The sequence below is a fragment of the Granulicella mallensis MP5ACTX8 genome (assembly GCF_000178955.2).
GTDB classification, from domain to species: Bacteria; Acidobacteriota; Terriglobia; order Terriglobales; family Acidobacteriaceae; genus Granulicella; species Granulicella mallensis.
In genome coordinates, this window is record NC_016631.1 from 1,052,014 (window position 1) to 1,069,034 (window position 17,021).

The 17,021-nt window shown below is 58.2% G+C and carries 13 protein-coding genes; 9 read left to right on the plus strand and 4 right to left on the minus strand.

The window, feature by feature from the left end; translation table 11 throughout:
- Positions 1-276 precede the first annotated feature (276 nt).
- Positions 277-1,920 (minus strand): uroporphyrinogen-III synthase, encoded by a 1,644-nt coding sequence (locus tag ACIX8_RS04425; protein ID WP_014264122.1) that lies wholly within the window; start codon positions 1,918-1,920, stop codon positions 277-279.
- An 834-nt stretch (positions 1,921-2,754) separates the two neighbouring features.
- Here ACIX8_RS04425 and ACIX8_RS04430 point away from each other — a divergent pair.
- Genes ACIX8_RS04430 through ACIX8_RS04450 form a run of 5 tightly spaced genes read left to right on the plus strand, consistent with a single transcriptional unit; the run spans position 2,755 to position 11,485 of the window.
- A complete protein-coding gene (locus tag ACIX8_RS04430) occupies positions 2,755-4,512 on the plus strand; it encodes a NirA family protein (protein WP_014264123.1) in 1,758 nt (585 codons plus the stop codon).
- Between the two features lie 4 nt (positions 4,513-4,516).
- Positions 4,517-6,301 (plus strand): diflavin oxidoreductase, encoded by a 1,785-nt coding sequence (locus tag ACIX8_RS04435; RefSeq protein ID WP_014264124.1) that lies wholly within the window; start codon positions 4,517-4,519, stop codon positions 6,299-6,301.
- Between the two features lie 28 nt (positions 6,302-6,329).
- Positions 6,330-7,928 carry a DmsC/YnfH family molybdoenzyme membrane anchor subunit gene (locus ACIX8_RS04440; RefSeq protein WP_014264125.1) on the plus strand — a complete coding sequence of 533 codons (1,599 nt, stop codon included), beginning with the start codon at positions 6,330-6,332 and terminating at the stop codon, positions 7,926-7,928.
- Complete coding sequence (locus ACIX8_RS04445) at positions 7,925-10,186, plus strand: molybdopterin oxidoreductase family protein (protein WP_014264126.1); 2,262 nt, start codon at positions 7,925-7,927, stop codon at positions 10,184-10,186. Before ACIX8_RS04440 ends, ACIX8_RS04445 begins: the two co-directional genes overlap by 4 nt.
- An 18-nt stretch (positions 10,187-10,204) precedes the next feature.
- Positions 10,205-11,485: a nitrate/nitrite transporter gene (locus tag ACIX8_RS04450; RefSeq protein ID WP_014264127.1), complete on the plus strand. Its 1,281-nt coding sequence runs from the start codon at positions 10,205-10,207 to the stop codon at positions 11,483-11,485.
- Positions 11,486-11,563: 78 nt separating this feature from the next.
- Here ACIX8_RS04450 and ACIX8_RS04455 read toward each other — a convergent pair whose 3' ends face one another.
- Both ACIX8_RS04455 and ACIX8_RS04460 read right to left on the minus strand, forming a co-directional pair.
- Positions 11,564-11,848, minus strand: a complete 285-nt coding sequence (locus tag ACIX8_RS04455; RefSeq protein WP_014264128.1) for a hypothetical protein — start codon at positions 11,846-11,848, stop codon at positions 11,564-11,566.
- A 45-nt stretch (positions 11,849-11,893) separates the two neighbouring features.
- Positions 11,894-13,486, minus strand: coding sequence for a DHA2 family efflux MFS transporter permease subunit (locus tag ACIX8_RS04460; RefSeq protein WP_014264129.1), 1,593 nt, complete (start codon positions 13,484-13,486; stop codon positions 11,894-11,896).
- Between the two features lie 192 nt (positions 13,487-13,678).
- Between ACIX8_RS04460 and ACIX8_RS04465 the strand changes: the two genes are divergently transcribed.
- From ACIX8_RS04465 to ACIX8_RS24345, 3 genes are all read left to right on the plus strand, one after another.
- A complete protein-coding gene (locus tag ACIX8_RS04465; protein WP_014264130.1) occupies positions 13,679-14,071 on the plus strand; it encodes a hypothetical protein in 393 nt (130 codons plus the stop codon).
- Between the two features lie 51 nt (positions 14,072-14,122).
- Positions 14,123-14,386 carry a hypothetical protein gene (locus tag ACIX8_RS04470; RefSeq protein WP_014264131.1) on the plus strand — a complete coding sequence of 88 codons (264 nt, stop codon included), beginning with the start codon at positions 14,123-14,125 and terminating at the stop codon, positions 14,384-14,386.
- A 101-nt stretch (positions 14,387-14,487) separates the two neighbouring features.
- Entirely contained in the window at positions 14,488-15,111 is a 624-nt protein-coding gene (locus ACIX8_RS24345) for a TetR/AcrR family transcriptional regulator (protein ID WP_190273744.1), read from the plus strand.
- Positions 15,112-15,220: 109 nt separating this feature from the next.
- On the opposite strand, the gene ACIX8_RS04480 is transcribed toward ACIX8_RS24345, so the two are convergent.
- Positions 15,221-16,000, minus strand: coding sequence for an SDR family NAD(P)-dependent oxidoreductase (locus tag ACIX8_RS04480; protein WP_014264133.1), 780 nt, complete (start codon positions 15,998-16,000; stop codon positions 15,221-15,223).
- A 130-nt stretch (positions 16,001-16,130) separates the two neighbouring features.
- Between ACIX8_RS04480 and ACIX8_RS04485 the strand changes: the two genes are divergently transcribed.
- Positions 16,131-17,021: an AraC family transcriptional regulator gene (locus ACIX8_RS04485; protein ID WP_014264134.1), complete on the plus strand. Its 891-nt coding sequence runs from the start codon at positions 16,131-16,133 to the stop codon at positions 17,019-17,021.

Genomic DNA, 17,021 nt, shown 5'->3' on the forward strand with positions numbered 1-17,021 from the left:
AACAGGGCCACCACGCAACAGCGTGGTGGCTCCGGGAGCGACGCCCCAGGTTAGCGCAGGAGTAGAAGCAGAGGGCTGTAAGCCCGACTCATCGTGCGGGCACTATGAATCGGGCTTACAGCCTTCTGCTTCCCGTATGGCCCTGTACCTGGGGCTACGCTTGCAGCGAGCTAAAAACCGCTCGCTGCTGCACTCCACCCCAGGCTGGGATGAAACGGGCCCTTGGCCCTAAAGATGGATGACACACTAAGGTGACGACGCCTGGCTTGAACAGGCTCATCCTGTCGATCGCCTGAAGTCTTCCGCCAGGAGAATCGCCTCGGCGATCTCTCGCATGGACTTGCGGCGCTGACGGCTCTCGCGTTGCATCATCTGGTAGGCTTCTTCTTCGTTCAGAGATAGATCGCGCTGCAGCACGCTCTTCGCGCGGTCTACCGCCTTACGGGTCTCGAGCCTCCCCGTGAGCTGCATGTTCTCCGACTCCAGCCTGGCGCGTTCGATCTCCGCGCCGACCAGAAACCCCAGCGTAGAGAGAAGCCTGACCTGCTCGGTGGTGTGCCGGTATGTCATGCGGTGCTGAAGGTTGATAACGCCGACCACGCGACCGGCGCAGAGAATTGGCGTGCAAAGCATCGCTTCGAAGTGATCTTCCGGAATGTTCTTGAAGGCCTTGAAGCGGGGATCGTTGGAGGCTGCAGAGGCAATCGCTACAGGTTGCCGGTGCTTCGCAACCCAGCCCGTGACGCCTTGTCCTACCTGGACGCCGATGTGGTCGATAAGCTCCGCGTGCGGATTCTTAGAGGCACGCAGCATGAGTTGTTCGCCTTCGAGCACATAGATGAAACAGGAGTCGCAGGGGATCACGCCGGAGATAAAGTCGACGATACGATCGAGTACGAGATGCAGAGAATCGGCCGCCGCGATGCGGCTACTGATCTCGTGCAGAAAGTCCATCTCCGCAAGCCCATCGCGAAAGCCCGCCATGGTCGGGGTGGAGACCGCTACGCGACGCACTCGTTTGGCAGGCGCAGTCTCGCCTTCCGTTGCAGGCTGCGATGCGACCGCTTCCATCTCGCCGTTTCGCTTCTTTACCAGCAGCCCTGAAGAGTACTGCGCTGCCTCGTTGACCATGAAGCCCATCTTGGGGCGCGAAGGTTCAAAGTCCGGCTCGAGGCCGTAGTGGGTGAGCTCTTCGGAGGTTGTAGGTCCTATCGAGACCACAACCGCCTTGCCCAGCGCCTCGCGCAACTCGTTCCGGACGCCCATCTGCTCCGCCACGCGAAACAGGTGAATAGCCTGGACGGCCGTCATGAACAGCACCACATCGACGGATCCGCTCAGGATGCCGAGCACACACTCCCGCAGTGGTTGCAGGTCTTCGGGGAGCGCCCATTGATAGACCGGCACCTTGGTCAGCTCGCGGGTGCGGCTGCTGAGCTCCGCGAGCAGTTCGGGATTGGAGGCTCCGTACTCCTGCACGGCCACGCGCATATCTCCCAGAGCATCGCCATAAGCTGCATCGATGGCTTGCAGAAGCTCATGCCAGGTACTCGGTTCCTCCGAGACGACATCGGCGTTTATCTTCAGTTCGCGCAGCGCCGAGTTCGGCTTGGCCCCACGCACTGCAATCTTTATCTTCCGCAGGGCAGCCAGAAAGTCTTCGCGGTCGTATCGTGTTTGCACGATCTCGAGCATCGCCCGCACGCCGACACCCGTCATGAAGATGAGGAGGTCGAAGCGTCCTTCCAGCAGATGAGCAGCAAAATCCAGAACGTGCTGGTTCGACTCGAGGCCCACCTCACGCATGGCGGGCACGACGATCGGCTCGCCGCCGTAGGTGAGGATCAGCTTCTCGACCTCTTTGGCACGACGCGATTCCAGCGCCAGTACCCGAAGTCCATTGAAGCTTGCATGTGCCAACGCTTCCTCCACGTTTGTAGTTGTCAGAGTCCAGGCTCTTACTCGAGCATCGCACTTGGGCGGTGCTCGGAATCTTCGATTGAGCGAGAGTCCGTATCCTGATGATAGACGCGACTCTGAAAAGCGGCCAATAGAAGGCGGCTTAGAACACGACCCGTCCGGTCGAGACGAGGGTGGGTCATCAAACTTCGTTCCAGGTTTAGTCAGATCGCTGCTTTGACGGGGGCCAGATCTCCGCTTTGAAAGGGCGGGGCTTCAGCCCCGCCGATGGGACAACCTCTTAAAGCGGCTTTAGCCGCGGAGGGGATGATGTCTATCCAGTCGGCGATCTGTCTCTTCGGCCTGCAGATTGAAGCCTGCCTTCTTCCGAGCAGAGACCATCGTAGGTGCCCTGCAAGAGCTCTTGCATACGGGAAGTGCGGCCCTGTTCCGGAATCGTTCCCTCGGCGGCTAAAGCCACTGTAGGCGGTGGGCTCTAATGGTTGGGCTGAAGCCCCGCCCCTTCAAAGCAAAGACATTGAATCCTTCTGTTTCCCCACAATTTCAAGCTCCATCTTGCATTGGCACCCGATTTGCCCTACACTCTGCTCATCGAGCCGTTCTTTAGGACCTCTCGATTCCGTTGCGGCACTCCGACGTGCCCGGCACTTAGAACACCTCGTACATTCCAAGCTCCACGAAGAGCCTTGATCGTAATCAGCAATCCCTAAAGGGATCTCTGCTGTACGCACTCTGGCTTGCGCCTCTTTCCGTCGCCCTTCTCTGCGACAGGAAGAACCGCATGAATACTCCGCGCCTTTGCGCACGGACGATCGCTTCACGAGGACCTTCGGTATGGACACGAGCGCCATCGTCAATTCGGCTGAGTTCACCAGCGAGCAGAAGGAGTACCTTCAGGGCTTCTTCGCGGGAGTAGCCCAACGCGGCCTCGCCCCTTTCGTGGGCCACACTGCGGATGGCCGCATCACCAGCGACCCGAATCAAGCCGCTGAGTCTCTCTGGTTCAATACCCCGGTTGAAGATCTCGCTCGCGAAGAACGCTGGAAGCATGAGCAGGATCCCTTCTCCCTCTGGGACAAGCTCCTGCAGTATGCGAACCGGAATGAGCCGCCTACTGACGACGATCGCTTCCGAATCAAATACTTCGGGCTCTTCTACGTCGCTCCCGCGCAGGACTCGTTTATGCTTCGCCTGCGTATCCCGGGCGGCATTCTCTTTACCCATCAACTCCGCGGGCTGGCCCAGATGGCCGAGGAGTGGGGCTCCGGCCGCGCGGACCTTACCACTCGCAGCAACCTGCAGATCCGTGAGTTTCAGCCCAAAGATATCGTTCGTGTGCTCAACCGTCTGCAGTCGCTCGGAATGACCTCACGCGGCGCGGGCGCGGACAACATCCGCAACATCACCGCCTCGCCCACGACGGGCCTCGATCCGCAGGAGTTGCTGGACGTCGCTCCGCTGGCCGACGCGATGCAGGCTTACATCTCGAACTCGCCGGACATGTACCTCCTGCCGCGCAAGTTCAATATCGCGTTCGATAATGGCGGGGCGATCTCCGTTGTTGCGGACACCAACGATATCGGCTTCATCGCCGTCGAGGTCAGGGGAGACCAAAGCGTTCCGGCTGGTGTCTACTTCCGCGTGCTGCTCTGCGGCATCACCGGACACCGCCAGTTTGCTACCGACTGCGGCCTGCTTTTGCGCCCCGATCAGACGGTAGCGGTTGCGGCTGCCATGGTCCGCGTCTTCACCCAGCACGGCGACCGTACCGACCGTAAGGAGGCACGGCTGAAGTATCTGGTCGACCAGTGGGGCGTAGAAAAATTCCTCTCTGAGACAGAAAAGCTCCTCGCCTTTCCGCTCATCCATGTTCCGGCCTCCGAGTGCGAACCACGTCGACCCATCGACCGCGCCGGCCACATCGGTGTCCACGCACAAGCACAGCCCGGGCTGTACTACATCGGCGTCTCCGTCCCGGTCGGCCAGCTTCCTGTCTCGCAGATGAAAGCCTTGGCCGATATCGCGGACCGCTACGGTAGCGGCGAGTTGCGTCTTACCGTTTGGCAGAACCTGCTGATTCCCAACATCTCTGGCGAATATCTTGAAGCGGCAAGGGAAGCTTTAGTTGCTGCAGGCCTGAACTACACCGCCAGCACTGTTCTTAGCGGAACGATCGCCTGCACCGGCAGCCAGGGTTGTCGCTTCGCGGCCTCCGATACCAAGACACACGCTGTCGCTCTTGCTCGGCAGCTCGACAAGAACTTTCCCTTGCTTGACCAGCCGATCAACCTTCATGTCACGGGTTGCTCTCACTCCTGCGCCCAGCACTATGTCGGCGACGTTGGCCTGATGGGCGTCAAAGTCGGTGGCGAAGAGGGCTACCAGGTTCTCCTCGGCGGCGGCACAGACCAGCAGCAGGGAATCGCTCGCGAGCTGATTCCTGCCATCAAGTTTTCGGATCTGCCTCCGGTCATGGATCGCCTCTTTCAGGCCTATATCGGCAAGAGAAATAGCGACGAGTCTTTCCTGGACTTCACCCGCCGTCACGATCTCGAAGCGCTCAAGGCCTTCTGCGTTCATGAGGAGAACTGAACGAATGTCCCATCAAGTTCCATTCATTCCGGACAACGCTCCCTTCACTCCCGAGCAGCGTGGCTGGCTCAATGGCTTCCTCGCGGGCCTGTACTCCAACGCGGCGAACCAGACTGCGGACGTCCCGTCGTCGCTGAAGATTGCGGTGCTCTACGCTTCGCAGTCCGGCACCGCCGAGGGGCTGGCTCGCAAGGTCGTCAAGGACCTCAAAGCCAAGGGCCACATCGCGTCGCTCATCTCGCTGGAGGGCTATACGCCCGCAGCACTTATCGCCGAACGCTATGCCATCTTCATCGCCAGCACTTATGGCGAAGGTGACGCACCTGACGCCGTGCGTCCCTTCTTCGAGCAGCTTTGCCTCGAGCACTTTCCCTGTTGCGAGAACCTCTCCTACTCCGTGCTCGCACTGGGCGATTCCAGCTACGAACACTTCTGCAAGTTCGGTATCGATCTCGACTCCAAGCTCGCCGCACTAGGCGGCGTTCGCATCGCCAACCGCATTGATTGCGACGTCGATCTCGATGAGGCCTTCGCTCAGTGGAAGCAAGCTCTCTACTTTGGTCTTGATGACATGGCCTCCGCTCGCCCTGTTCGCTCTGCACTGTCGGCCTCGATCACCTCTGCCAGCAAGGTCGATGAGCCCGTCGCCGCTACGCACACACGCGAGAATCCTTACCTTGCGCCTCTCGTCGATAAGCGTCCTCTCACGCAAGATGTATCCAGCAAACTCACGCTGCACTTGGCCTTCAACATCAGCGGCTCAGACGTTACGTACGACGCCGGCGATGCCTGTGGAGTCATCCCCCAGAACGATCCCGGCCTCGTCGAAGAGATTCTCCACGCGCTCAACTTCAACGGAACGGTTCCCGTACAACTCCCAAAATCCGGAGCTACCAATCTCTACGATGCGCTCCTCAACCATCTCCAGATCACCCGCCTGACCCGCAAGATGATCGAGGCCTACGCCACGATCGGAAAGCAGTCGGTGCAGTGCCACACGCTCACCAGCCTCCTCGTCCCCGAGCAGCAGGGATTTCTAGAAAAGTACACCTACGATCGCGGCCTCATCGACCTCATCCACGATTACCCCCACATTCTGCACGATCCTGCCGATTTAGTAGCCATGCTGCCGCGCCTCTCCCCGCGCCTCTACTCCATCTCATCCAGTCCCTACGCCCACACCGGAGAGATTCACACTACGGTCGCCGTCGTCCGCTACCGCTCGCACAACCGCGAACGTGGCGGCGTCTGCTCGACTCTCTTCGCGGATCGTACGGCTACGGGCGAGACTCTGCCTGTCTACATCCAACCGAATAAGCGCTTCCGTCTTCCCGCAGATTCTGCGGCACCCATCATCATGATCGGCCCTGGCACGGGGATTGCCCCGTTCCGCGCGTTTCTACATCAGCGTCGCGCTCTCGGCCACACCGGCTGCAACTGGCTTTTCTTTGGCGAACGCAGCGCCGCCACTGACTTCCTGTATCGCGATGAACTGCTTGCCATGCAGGCTGACGGCCATCTCACACGCCTCGACCTCGCCTTCTCCCGCGATCAGGAACACAAGATCTATGTCCAGGACCGCATGCTCGAGCAGGCTGCGACTTTTTACCAGTGGCTCGAAGGAGGCGCGAGTCTCTACGTCTGCGGCGATGCCTCGCGCATGGCCAAAGACGTAGACGCCACGCTGCATACCATCGTCGAGCGGCAATCCGGTTTGTCCGCGGACGCTGCTTCCGAATACATCAACGCACTCAAGGATCAGCACCGCTACCACCGCGACGTCTACTAGCACCTCTGTCTGCGCTAAAGGAAATCGAATGTCTCTTCCGCTGCACGAACTCGCGCACAACGATTCCACGAACTCCATCGTGCGTCTGACGGAGAATGGTATCGAGTTCTTTCCTGCGCCTACAGCGGAAGTAAAGACCAGCCTCATTCCTGCACGGCCTCTCGGACCGGGTGAGCAATATCGCTTTCACTTCGACATGACCAAGTGCATTGGCTGTCGCTCCTGCGAGGTCGCCTGCAATGAGCAGAACAACACGCCACCGGATCTACGCTGGCGGCGCATCGGCGAGATTGAAGGCGGCACCTATCCCAATACCGACCGCTTCTATCTCTCCATGGGCTGCAACCACTGCCTCAGCGCCGAATGCATCAAGGGCTGCCCGGTCGACGCCTACACCAAAGATTCCATCACCGGCATCGTCCTGCACTCCGCCGACGCCTGCATCGGCTGCCAGTACTGCGTATGGAACTGCCCCTACTCCGTCCCGCAGTTCAACCCCGAGCGTGGCGTCGTCGGCAAATGCGATATGTGTCATGGCCGTCTTACCGACGGCCTCGAACCGGCTTGCGTCAACGCCTGCCCTGAGGCCGCTATCGAAATCGAGATCGTCGATCAACTCGAGTGGCGTAGCGACTATGCTGCCGGCAATGCACCCGGCATGCCGAATGCGGGCGTCACCATCTCGACCACTCGTATCACTCTTCCGGAAGGCGCTCAGGCCAGCCTGGAACGTGTTGATATCGAGACCCTTCGTCCTGAGCATCCGCACTGGTCTCTCGTCTGGATGACCTCACTCATCCAACTCTCCACTGGCACTCTCGTTGCCGCTCTGCTCTCTCATCACGACAGTCCCATCACTCTCACGCTCATCCTCGCGCTCACCGCGTTTACGTTCAACATCTCTGTGCTTCATCTTGGACGCCCCGCCTATGCCTGGCGTGCTCTCAAGATGTGGCGTCGTTCCTGGCTCTCTCGCGAGGTACTGCTCTTCGGCCTCTTCTTTGGAGCGTTAGCCACGCTCACGGCAGCCACGTGGATCGACAGCCTGCATCTGTTCTTCATTGCGCCTATCGTCCTGTTGTCACTCAAGATCTGCGCGCCTGTCTTCGGCATCGCCGGCATCCTTGCCAGCGCCTACATCTACCTCGTCCCCGCGCGCCCCGCGTGGAATATGCTTCACACTCCCATTGATTTCCTTCTCAGCTCCGGAGTGCTCGGCTCCGCGGCAGCTCCCTTACTCCTTCGAGCCACCAACCTTCAACGGGTCATCCCGCAGCTTCACTTCATCGCTCCATCACTCACCGCAAAATCCTTTCCCCTCTGGCCGCTGGTTCTTTGTTCTGTTCTCTGGATGCTGAACCACATCACCCGGGCGATTCGACTCCATCACTCTGAGACCTACGAGCACCGCGCAGCCGCGTCGTTGCTCAACACGGATAGCCTGCGCGGTACCTTCCTCGTGGGCTTCGCCTTCATCGGTATTGCCATCATGCTTTCTCTTGCCGGAATGCCCCTGCTAGCCCTGCCTGCTGCGCTCGCCGGAGTTCTTTCCGCGCGCTATCTCTTCTTCGTGTCCGTCGTGCCACTCAACATGGCACTCACCTTCGTCAGGAGCGTCCACGCATGAGCTCTCTCCTCACCCAGTTCAAACGCCTCGTCGGTATCGACATCCGCAGCGAGAAGTACACCTACGCCAAGGATGCCACCTTCGGCTACACCGCCACCTCACGAGTCCCTGACAAGTGGGTGAAGACCACCTGCGGTTACTGTTCCGTAGGCTGCGGCATGCTCCTCGGTGTGAAGGACAATAAGGCCGTTGCCGTGCGCGGCAATCCCGATCATCCGGTCAATCGCGGAAAGCTGTGTCCTAAAGGGCTCTCCGAACACCACATCCTCGAGAACCCCGGCCGCTCCAAACAGCCCCTCCTGCGCAAAGACGGTGTCCTTACTCCCGTCTCCTGGGATGAAGCACTCGACACGATGGTCGAGCGCTTCCGCGACATCCAGTCTCGCTACGGCAACGAGTCCCTGGGCGTCGTCGGCACTGGCCAATTACTCACGGAAGAGTTCTACACGCTTGGCAAGCTCGTCCAGCTTGGGCTTCGCACCCGCAACCATGATGGCAACACGACGCTTTGCATGGCAAGCGCTGTCTCCGGTTACAAGTTGTCTTTCGGTTCGGATGGGCCGCCGGGTTCCTACGCCGACATGGAGCAGGCCGACCTCATTCTCCTCATTGGCGCCAATATCGCCGACAACCACCCCATCCTCTGCCATCGTGTCGATCGCAGTCCCGGCACCAAGCCGCGCAAGCTCGTCGTCGTCGATCCGCGCGTGACCAAGACTGCGATGATGGCTGACATCCATCTCGCCATCAAGCCGCGTGGAGACATCGCCCTCATCAACGGCATCGCCCATGTTCTCATCCGCGAAGGCCTCATCGATACTGAGTACATCGCCCAGCACACCAACGGCTTCGCCGAGTTCGCAGAGTTCGTCTCCACCTTTACACCCGCTCACGTATCTGTTGTGACCGGCCTTTCCGAAGCTCAGATCATCGAGACGGCGCTTCTCTACGGTCGTGCCAAAGCCGCTTTCATCGGCTGGACGATGGGCGTCAATCACTCCACTCAGGGAGCGGTCACCGTTGCCGCCATCAACAACCTCGCGCTGATCACGGGCAACATCGGTCGCATCGGAGCCGCTCCCTTCTCCATTACCGGCCAGTGCAACGCCATGGGCACTCGTGAGAGCGGCTTCACCTCTTCACTTCCCGGGTATCGCAAGTTCGACAATCCGCAGGACCGCGAAGACCTCGCTCGCATCTGGAACATCCCTGTCGATCGCATCCCCACTGCTCGCGGTCTTGCTTATCCTGACATCATTGAAGCTGCCGTTCAGGGCCGCATCAAAGCTCTCTGGTTCATCGCGACCAACCCCGCTGTCTCTTTCCCCAACTACAAGCTGCTCGAGCAAGCACTTCGTTCTATCGAGTTCCTTGTGGTGCAGGATGGCTTCCACCCCACGCCCACCAGCGAGTTTGCGCACCTCGTTTTACCCGCCGCCATCTGGGGCGAGAAGGAAGGCACCTATACCAACTCCGAGCGGCGCGTCTCCAAGGCCAATCCCGCCGTTCGTCCTCCCGGCGAAGCTCGCCCTGACTTCGATATCTTCCTCGCCCTGGCCGAAAAGCTGGGCGTGCGTGATGAGCTTTATCCGAACTGGAAGACTCCCAGCGATGCGTACCAGGAGTGGCAGCGCGTCTCCGCGGGACGCATGTGCGACTACAGCAAATTTTCGTGGCAGCAGATCGACGATGCCAACGGTATTCAGTGGGGAGGGGAATCGCTCTATCGCGACGGCGTCTTTCCGACCGCCGATGGCCGCGCCAAGCTGCATCTCGTCCCCTGCGAACCCTTCGTCGAGCAACCGGATGCCGAATACGACTTCATCTTGAACACCGGCCGCACCGTGGAGCACTGGCACACCCGCACCAAGACCGCAGAGGTAGAACTCCTCGACAACATGGTGCCCAACGCCTGGCTTGAGATTAACCCTGCCGATGCGGCGCGTCTCGACCTCAAGCCTCATGATCGAGTCACCGTCCATAGCCGCCGTGGCGCTGTCGCGGACCTCGAACTCCGCATCACCGGCATTGTCGCTCCCGGCCAGGTCTTCATGCCCTTCCACTTTGCGGAGACCAACTCCAATATCGTCACCCTTGGCGCATTCGATCCCATATCGCGCGAGCCCAACTTCAAGCAATGTGCCGTTCGCATCGAACGAACACCCATGCGTGACCGACGCAAACAGGCCTCAAGAAGGCCAGCTCCTCCCAACCTCAACCCTCACAAGCTGCACGCATCGTCACCCAAAAATCTCTAACGGAGCGACCCCCAAGTTATGGCAAATATGAAAGCCTTCTTCAAATCGGGCCATCCCCCAACCCTCTTCGCGGCCTTTCTCTACTTCGATTTTTCTTTCGCCGTCTGGGTTCTCAACGGTGCCATGGGGCCCTTCATCTCCGAGCAGTTCCATCTCTCGCCTGCCCAGATCGGCTTGATGGTCTCCGTGCCCACTCTCGCCGGTGCCTTTATGCGCTTCCCACTCGGCGTCCTCTCTCAATACATCGGGAGAAAGAAGGCGGCCATCGTGGAGATGTCGGCCATCGTATTGGCACTCGTCTTTGGCTTCCTCTTCGTCAAGTCCTACAACGATGTGCTCGCGATGGGAGTTCTGTTGGGCATTGCGGGAGCCAGCTTCGGAGTCGCCTTATCGCTGGGCTCGGGTTGGTTCCCGAGGCAATACAAGGGCCTCGCCATGGGGATCGCCGGGGCAGGCAATAGCGGTACAGCTTTAGCCGCTCTCTTCGCTCCACGTCTCGCGATGCACTTCGGCTGGCAGCGCGTCTACGGCTTCGCTGCCGTGATGATGCTCCTTCCGCTGATCGTCATGATCGTTCTCGCCAAAGAGCCGCCCGATATCGAGCATCAGACTCTTCGGCAGCATCTCTCCTGCCTCTTCGAGAAGGATGGCTGGGTCTTCAATCTCATCTACATCATCACGTTTGGTGGATTCCTCGGCCTCGCCACCTTCCTGCCGTCCTTCTACTATTCGCAGTTTCACGTCACCAAGGTTCAGGCCGGCAGCCTCACCGTACTCGCGACTCTTACCGGCTCGCTTACCCGCGTCGTAGGCGGCTGGTTCGCGGATCGCGTCGGAGGCATCACCACTCTCTCGGTCGTCTTCCTCATTGCGGTCGCAGGACTCTTCGGCCTCATGACCGCTCCCTCTCTTCTCGCGACAACCCTGCTCTTCATGCTCTGCTTTGCGGCTCTTGGAGCAGGCAATGGCGCCACCTTCCAACTCGTTCCGCTACGCTGGCCCCTCACCACGGCGGTCGCCGGAGGCATGATCGGCGAGATCGGAGCCCTTGGTGGCGGCATCCTGCCTAACCTCCTCGGTCAATCCAAACAACACACTGGCTCTTACCGCGCAGGGTTCATTCTGTACGCCGGCCTCGCCATCGTTGTTCTGATCGTGATGCGTCTCGTCGCCCGCGTCTGGACTCGCACCTGGGTCACGACCGGTGGTCGCGCTATTCCATCTGCTTCGATGTTTGTCGCAGAAAGTGTGAGACATGGGGATCTGGGAGAAGCCGTCCACGCTGAAGCCATCGTGTAGGCAGCATCCTGGCAAAGATGAAAAGTTGCAACGCTTTCATGCTCGCGCTGGCCGGGCCAACTGCGGGGTTTCTGACCCTCATGGATTTAGTGAACGCTGGACGACTCTGGAGGCCAGGCAGTTGGCGGCGACGATAGACACATGGCGCCAGTTCGGGATCGTTCCTTCCATAGGCCAATCCATAGTCTCTACCTCTTCTATCCAATCATGTGCGGCCTTTCTAGCTTCCTCTGAGCCATACCTTCCAGCAATCGCCCCATAAAAAGCTCCTAACTCTCTTTCTGCCGTCAGCAAGAGATCGGCAACCATCCCAACAGATGTTTGTTGAGCTTCAATCATTGAATTCGTTTTTTCGTCATACATCGGAATCTATCTCCTAACTGGAACGGCTTCGTAACTCGTGTGTTGCTAGTGCATTGCTTCTCCTTTAGGAGCTCCCTCGCCGGGCTTGTTCTTACTTAGAATGAAGGCGCACGCTATCATGCCGATTGCCATCCAACAAAGCAGACGGTAGATGTCCTGATACGCCATGGCGGCGGCCTGCTGATTGAGTTCCTGATAGACCTCAGCTCGTGCCATGAGGCCGGGCCCCGGCCCTTTCCCGCTTCCGCCGAAGTAAGCGGTAAGTGCGTTGATCCGGCTGACGAAGGCAGGATTGCCAGGTTGCATGTACTCCTGCAGATGTGCCTGATGGAAGAGTGAGCGGTTGGTGACAATCGCTCCGGTGGCAGCAATGAAGATGCTGCCACCAACGTTGCGGACGAAGTTGATGATCCCCGAGACCTGGTTGCTCGCCTCTTTCGGAAGCCCGACATAGGCTGCGTTGGTGATGGCGATGAAGGCGAAAGGAATCGCGAACATCTGAAGAATTCGCAACCAGGAGGCAAAACCGAACGTCATCGTCAGCGTGAAGTGCGTTGAGGTGTAATAGAACGCACCGGCAAAACAAGCGAACCCGAACGCAGCCATGTTCCTTGCCGGGAACTTGCCGGTAGCCACTCCTGCCAGAGGCATAACGACGAGCAGGGCAACACCTCCGCCCGCGAGCGCTTCTCCAGCGCGGGTTGCCGTGTAGCCCATTAGCTGCTGCAGGAATTGCGGCTCAAGTACAGTGGCAGCATTCAAGACACCGCCGACCAGGATCATGAGCAGGCAGCAGATGGCGAAGTTCTTGTACTTGAAAAGCCTCAGATTCATGATGGGATTCTTAGCCCGCCACTGCCACCAGATGAGGCCAGCCATCCCAGCAACGAACAGCAAGCCACAGGTGAGGATTAAGTTGGAGGCAAACCAGTCGTTCTCTTCACCCTTATCGAGCATGATCTGCATGCCGGCCATGGCAACGGTCAGCAGACCCAGGCCGATGTAATCCAGTTTCCTGAGGTTGGAGCGGTCGGCTTTGATCCAGGGTGGATCTTGAACCAGCCGGCTCACCAGAAAGAAGGCAAGAATGCCAACTGGCAGGTTGATATAGAAGATCCAACGCCACGAGTAGTTGTCCGTGATCCAACCGCCGATCGTCGGGCCGAGGGAGGGCGCAAGTACAGCGACGAGGCCGTAAAGCGCGAAGGCCTGGCCTCGTTTCTTTGGCTCAAATGAATCTGCCATGATGGCTTGCGCCATCGGCTGAAGGCCGCCACCTCCGATGCCCTGAAGAACACGTGCCAAAAGCAAGATCGGAAGTGTTGGCGCAATACCGCAGAGAAAGCTTGCGGCGGTGAAGATCGTAATGCAGAGCAGAAAGAAGTTCTTACGGCCGATGACACTCGATGCCCACGCACCAACTGGCAGAATGATTGCGTTGGAAACAAGATAGCTGGTGAGTACCCAGGTTCCCTGACTGGTGCTGGCGCCGAGGTCGCCGGCAATGTGAGGAAGGGCAACATTGGCAATGGAGGTATCGAGGACCTCCATGAAGGCAGCCAGCGCAACCGTTGCAGCGATGAGCCACGGGTTGACGTCAGGTTTCCATTGCCCGCTACTAGAGACCTCTGCTGCCATTACATTCCTTTCCAGTGAAGCGATTTTCCGCACACCGACTATGTCCGCCGATGCCCATTCAGGCGCCTATAGATTTCGGTACCGAGATGTCGACCTTCCATTGCAATTTCATCTGTCAACGTCATTCGTCATTCAAAGACAAACTGTATCTGAAGGCGTATTGTATGTAAAGAAGCGTCACTGGAGGGACCGATGATGGCTGACTCAGGCGCAGGCGGAATATTGGCGGCCAAAGGCATTTCCACGATTCACGATGGGACCAGCAACTCTCGTGGAGCTGCCAAGGGCCTCGATCATAAGCACACATCGAGTGCCGGACAGGGGATATGGAAGAACGGAGAGGATGAGCGAAAGGACTCCCGCTTCAAACTGATTGTTGCTATCGAGCAGTGGATCTGCCTGGTGCTGGGCATCGTCTGCATCGTCTCAGGGGTCTGGGGAACCTTCCTGGAGGCCAATCAGAATGTTTCTCTTGCATACCTTGCATGGTTGGGATCGGCTTACGTGCCGACGTTGCGGCTAACCGCAGCCGGGTGCCTCGTTATGGGATTGGTGCTCGTCCGCCGTGGAGTGACGCGGTCTTGACTCCGCTCTGCGAACACCTTATCTGCGCAAAATGGCTAAGGAGGAAGCAGTATGAAAGACGACGTTGAAGACATTCCGATGGTCTATTTGTTGTATGTACTTCTCGCGATTGCCGGGGCTGTGTGTATAGCAGCCGTTCTGGTGATGCAATTGTTTGACGCTTCCAGTCATTCGCACAGGTCCCAGGATGTGGAAGTGTATCGACGCGGCGGCATTGAATGTTCGCCCACGGAACTGGTGTTGGCGAGTGCTCTACCGATAGGCTATAAGTGTATCTGGATGCAGAGTGTTCATTCTGTCCAGACTGGAATCTGAGCGATGTGAAGGTGCTAGGACATCCGCAGTGTCCGCATATGACCTCAGAAACAGTTGATGAATTGCGGGAACAACCTGGAGGGCCAAGGAACCGAATGCCTGTGAGCAGAGCAAAACCACGGAAGCGGCTCACCCGAGAGGAGAGCCAGGCACAGACCCGCGCCGCACTGATCGCCGTGGGGCGCAAGCACTTTTTGCGTTACGGGCTTGGCGGTGCCGTGGCGGAGAAGATCGCGGAGGATGCCGGTTATTCTCGGGGCGCTCTGTATTCCAATTTCGGCGGTAAAGAGGAATTGTTTGTCGCTGTCATCCAGGAGGAGCAGGCGCATCGGCTGGATTTTTTCCGGTCTCTGCTGAAGGAGGAGCCTTCAGGGAAGAAACGGTTGAAGAAAATGCGGGACGCCATCGCCGAACTGATGACGGACCACGATTGGATCGTACTCCGTGCTGAATTCGAGGTCGGAGCTCTTCGAAGCGAACGTATCCGGCAAAGCTTTGTTGAAGTGCATCGGCAGCAGATTCGCGACGGAGGTGATCTCATCAGAGATCTCGTGAAAGCTCCTGACGTCACTTCGAAATTGATGCCGGATGATTTCATCGCGGTTATCATCAATCTCGCTCACGGTCTGGCAGTTACCCAGAGAATCCTTGGCGCAGAACAGTCGCAGAGAAGCACACGCAACCTGATCCAGTCTCTGTTTGATCATTTGATATCGTCTGCGTGATCGACTTTGCGTTTTACCGATCTGCAAGTCGAACGAGTGCAATCTTCGTCGGCTGAATGTCCTCGCCGAAGACCGTGGTTACGGTCTTCGGCGAACTGCGGCATCCTGGTTAGATGGACATGCCCCCGGAGACCTCAATGCGCTGGGCGTTCACCCAACGATTGTCGTCGGAAAGCATGGACGCGATCATTGGTCCGATGTCGTCCGGCATGCCTACACGTCCGAGCGCCGTCATCGCCGCAACCTGCTTATTGACCTCGGGATTATCGCGGACCATACCGCCGCTGAAATCGGTAGCGACCGCTCCTGGAGCGATGCAGTTGACTGTAATTCTGCGTGGGCCTAATTCCTTCGCCATGTATTTGGTAAGAACTTCAACTGCGCCTTTCATGGATGCGTAGGCGGAGCTGCCGGGATAGATGATGCGGGTCAGGCCTGACGAGATGGTCAAAATCTTTCCACCATCCTTGATAAGCGGAAGGAGCTTCTGTGTCAGGAAGAAGACGCCTTTAAAATGCACGTTGTAGAGTCCGTCGAAATCTTCCTCTGTCACCTTGTCGAAGGCGGCGTGGTGCGAAGTGCCGGCGTTGTTGATTAGAAAGTCGAAGCTCTCCGCACCAAGCTTCGGCAGCGCGTCTTTCACGTTCAGCACGAACTGGTCGAAGGTGCCAATTTTTCCAGCGTCAAGCTGCAAGGCAATGGCCTTGGCTCCCAGCTCGCTGGCTTTGGCGACGACCTTGTCGGCTTCTGCACGATTGGAGTTGTAAGTAAAGATCGAGTGAACTCCTCGCTCGGCGAGATTGAGTACCGTATTGCGGCCGAGCCCGCGGCTTCCACCGGTTACGATAGCGATCGTTCCACTGCGAAATGAGTTGTTTTTTGTTGCCATGCTCTGCTCCTTAATGCCTTCCTGTGATTGAGGATAGGTTCAACGTGCTTAGAAGAGAATGCCGAAACTCTCCCTTTTCTTGCCTATTCCTGCTAAGAAGCCTAGGGTTGATCCAGGAGTAAGGGCGAACATGCTTCGTGATTTGGTACAGGCGGTCAAGCATTACACGGACGCGCAGACTGGGCAGAGCCCGTTTGTTACGGAGATCGCAGGGCTTACCATTCTTCGATCGGATCACGAGAAACGTCCGAACCACCTCATCTTCAAGCCTGCTCTGTGCATCACCGTTCAAGGCGCCAAGTCCGCCATGTTTGGCGACCAGCGGTTCGATTATGCTGCCGGGCAAGCGCTGGTGGTGAGCGTCGAGATGCCGGCGTTTGGCACCGTCGTCGAAGCAAGTCCAAGCGAACCGTATCTAGGCATCATTCTTGAGTTCGACCTCGCGATCATGCGCGAGGTCATCGATGAGACAGAAGCGCCGCCAACGGCGAGTTCGAAGGTGAGTAAGGGTGTGTGTGTGGCTGACTTCGACGGACCCCTTGCGGACTGCGCTTTGCGTATGGTGCGCCTGCTTGGCACGCCGAAGGCAATTCCGATGCTCTATCCGGCAATCATGCGCGAGATCTGCTATTGGCTACTGACGGGACCACAGGGCGGTGACGTGGTAAAGATGACGCTGACCAATCCCCACACGCAACGAGTCATCAGCGCAATTCATACTTTGCGTGATCGCTTTGCGGAGCCCGTTCGCATCGAGGAGCTTGCCGCGATAGCGCGAATGAGTCCTTCTGCATTTCATCGCCAGTTCAAGGCAATCACGTCCATGACGCCGCTTCAATACCAGAAGCAGCTACGGTTACTTGAAGCGCGGCGACTGATGGTCTCCTCTGGAGCAAACGTGGAAACAGCCGCATTTCAGGTCGGCTACGAAAGTCCCTCGCAGTTCAGCCGCGAGTACTCTCGCATGTTCGCGATGCCCCCTCGTCGCGATATTGCAGCGTTCAAAGGAACTGCAGCATGA

Bases quoted from the DNA above. Each gene is read 5' to 3' on its own strand.
- ACIX8_RS04430 (WP_014264123.1), top strand. From the start codon at position 2,755: ATGGACACGAGCGCCATCGTCAATTCGGCTGAGTTCACCAGCGAGCAG.
- ACIX8_RS04435 (WP_014264124.1), top strand. From the start codon at position 4,517: ATGTCCCATCAAGTTCCATTCATTCCGGACAACGCTCCCTTCACTCCC.
- ACIX8_RS04440 (WP_014264125.1), top strand. From the start codon at position 6,330: ATGTCTCTTCCGCTGCACGAACTCGCGCACAACGATTCCACGAACTCC.
- ACIX8_RS04445 (WP_014264126.1), top strand. From the start codon at position 7,925: ATGAGCTCTCTCCTCACCCAGTTCAAACGCCTCGTCGGTATCGACATC.
- ACIX8_RS04450 (WP_014264127.1), top strand. From the start codon at position 10,205: ATGGCAAATATGAAAGCCTTCTTCAAATCGGGCCATCCCCCAACCCTC.
- ACIX8_RS04455 (WP_014264128.1), bottom strand. From the start codon at position 11,848: ATGTATGACGAAAAAACGAATTCAATGATTGAAGCTCAACAAACATCT.
- ACIX8_RS04460 (WP_014264129.1), bottom strand. From the start codon at position 13,486: ATGGCAGCAGAGGTCTCTAGTAGCGGGCAATGGAAACCTGACGTCAAC.
- ACIX8_RS04465 (WP_014264130.1), top strand. From the start codon at position 13,679: ATGATGGCTGACTCAGGCGCAGGCGGAATATTGGCGGCCAAAGGCATT.
- ACIX8_RS04470 (WP_014264131.1), top strand. From the start codon at position 14,123: ATGAAAGACGACGTTGAAGACATTCCGATGGTCTATTTGTTGTATGTA.
- ACIX8_RS04480 (WP_014264133.1), bottom strand. From the start codon at position 16,000: ATGGCAACAAAAAACAACTCATTTCGCAGTGGAACGATCGCTATCGTA.
- ACIX8_RS04485 (WP_014264134.1), top strand. From the start codon at position 16,131: ATGCTTCGTGATTTGGTACAGGCGGTCAAGCATTACACGGACGCGCAG.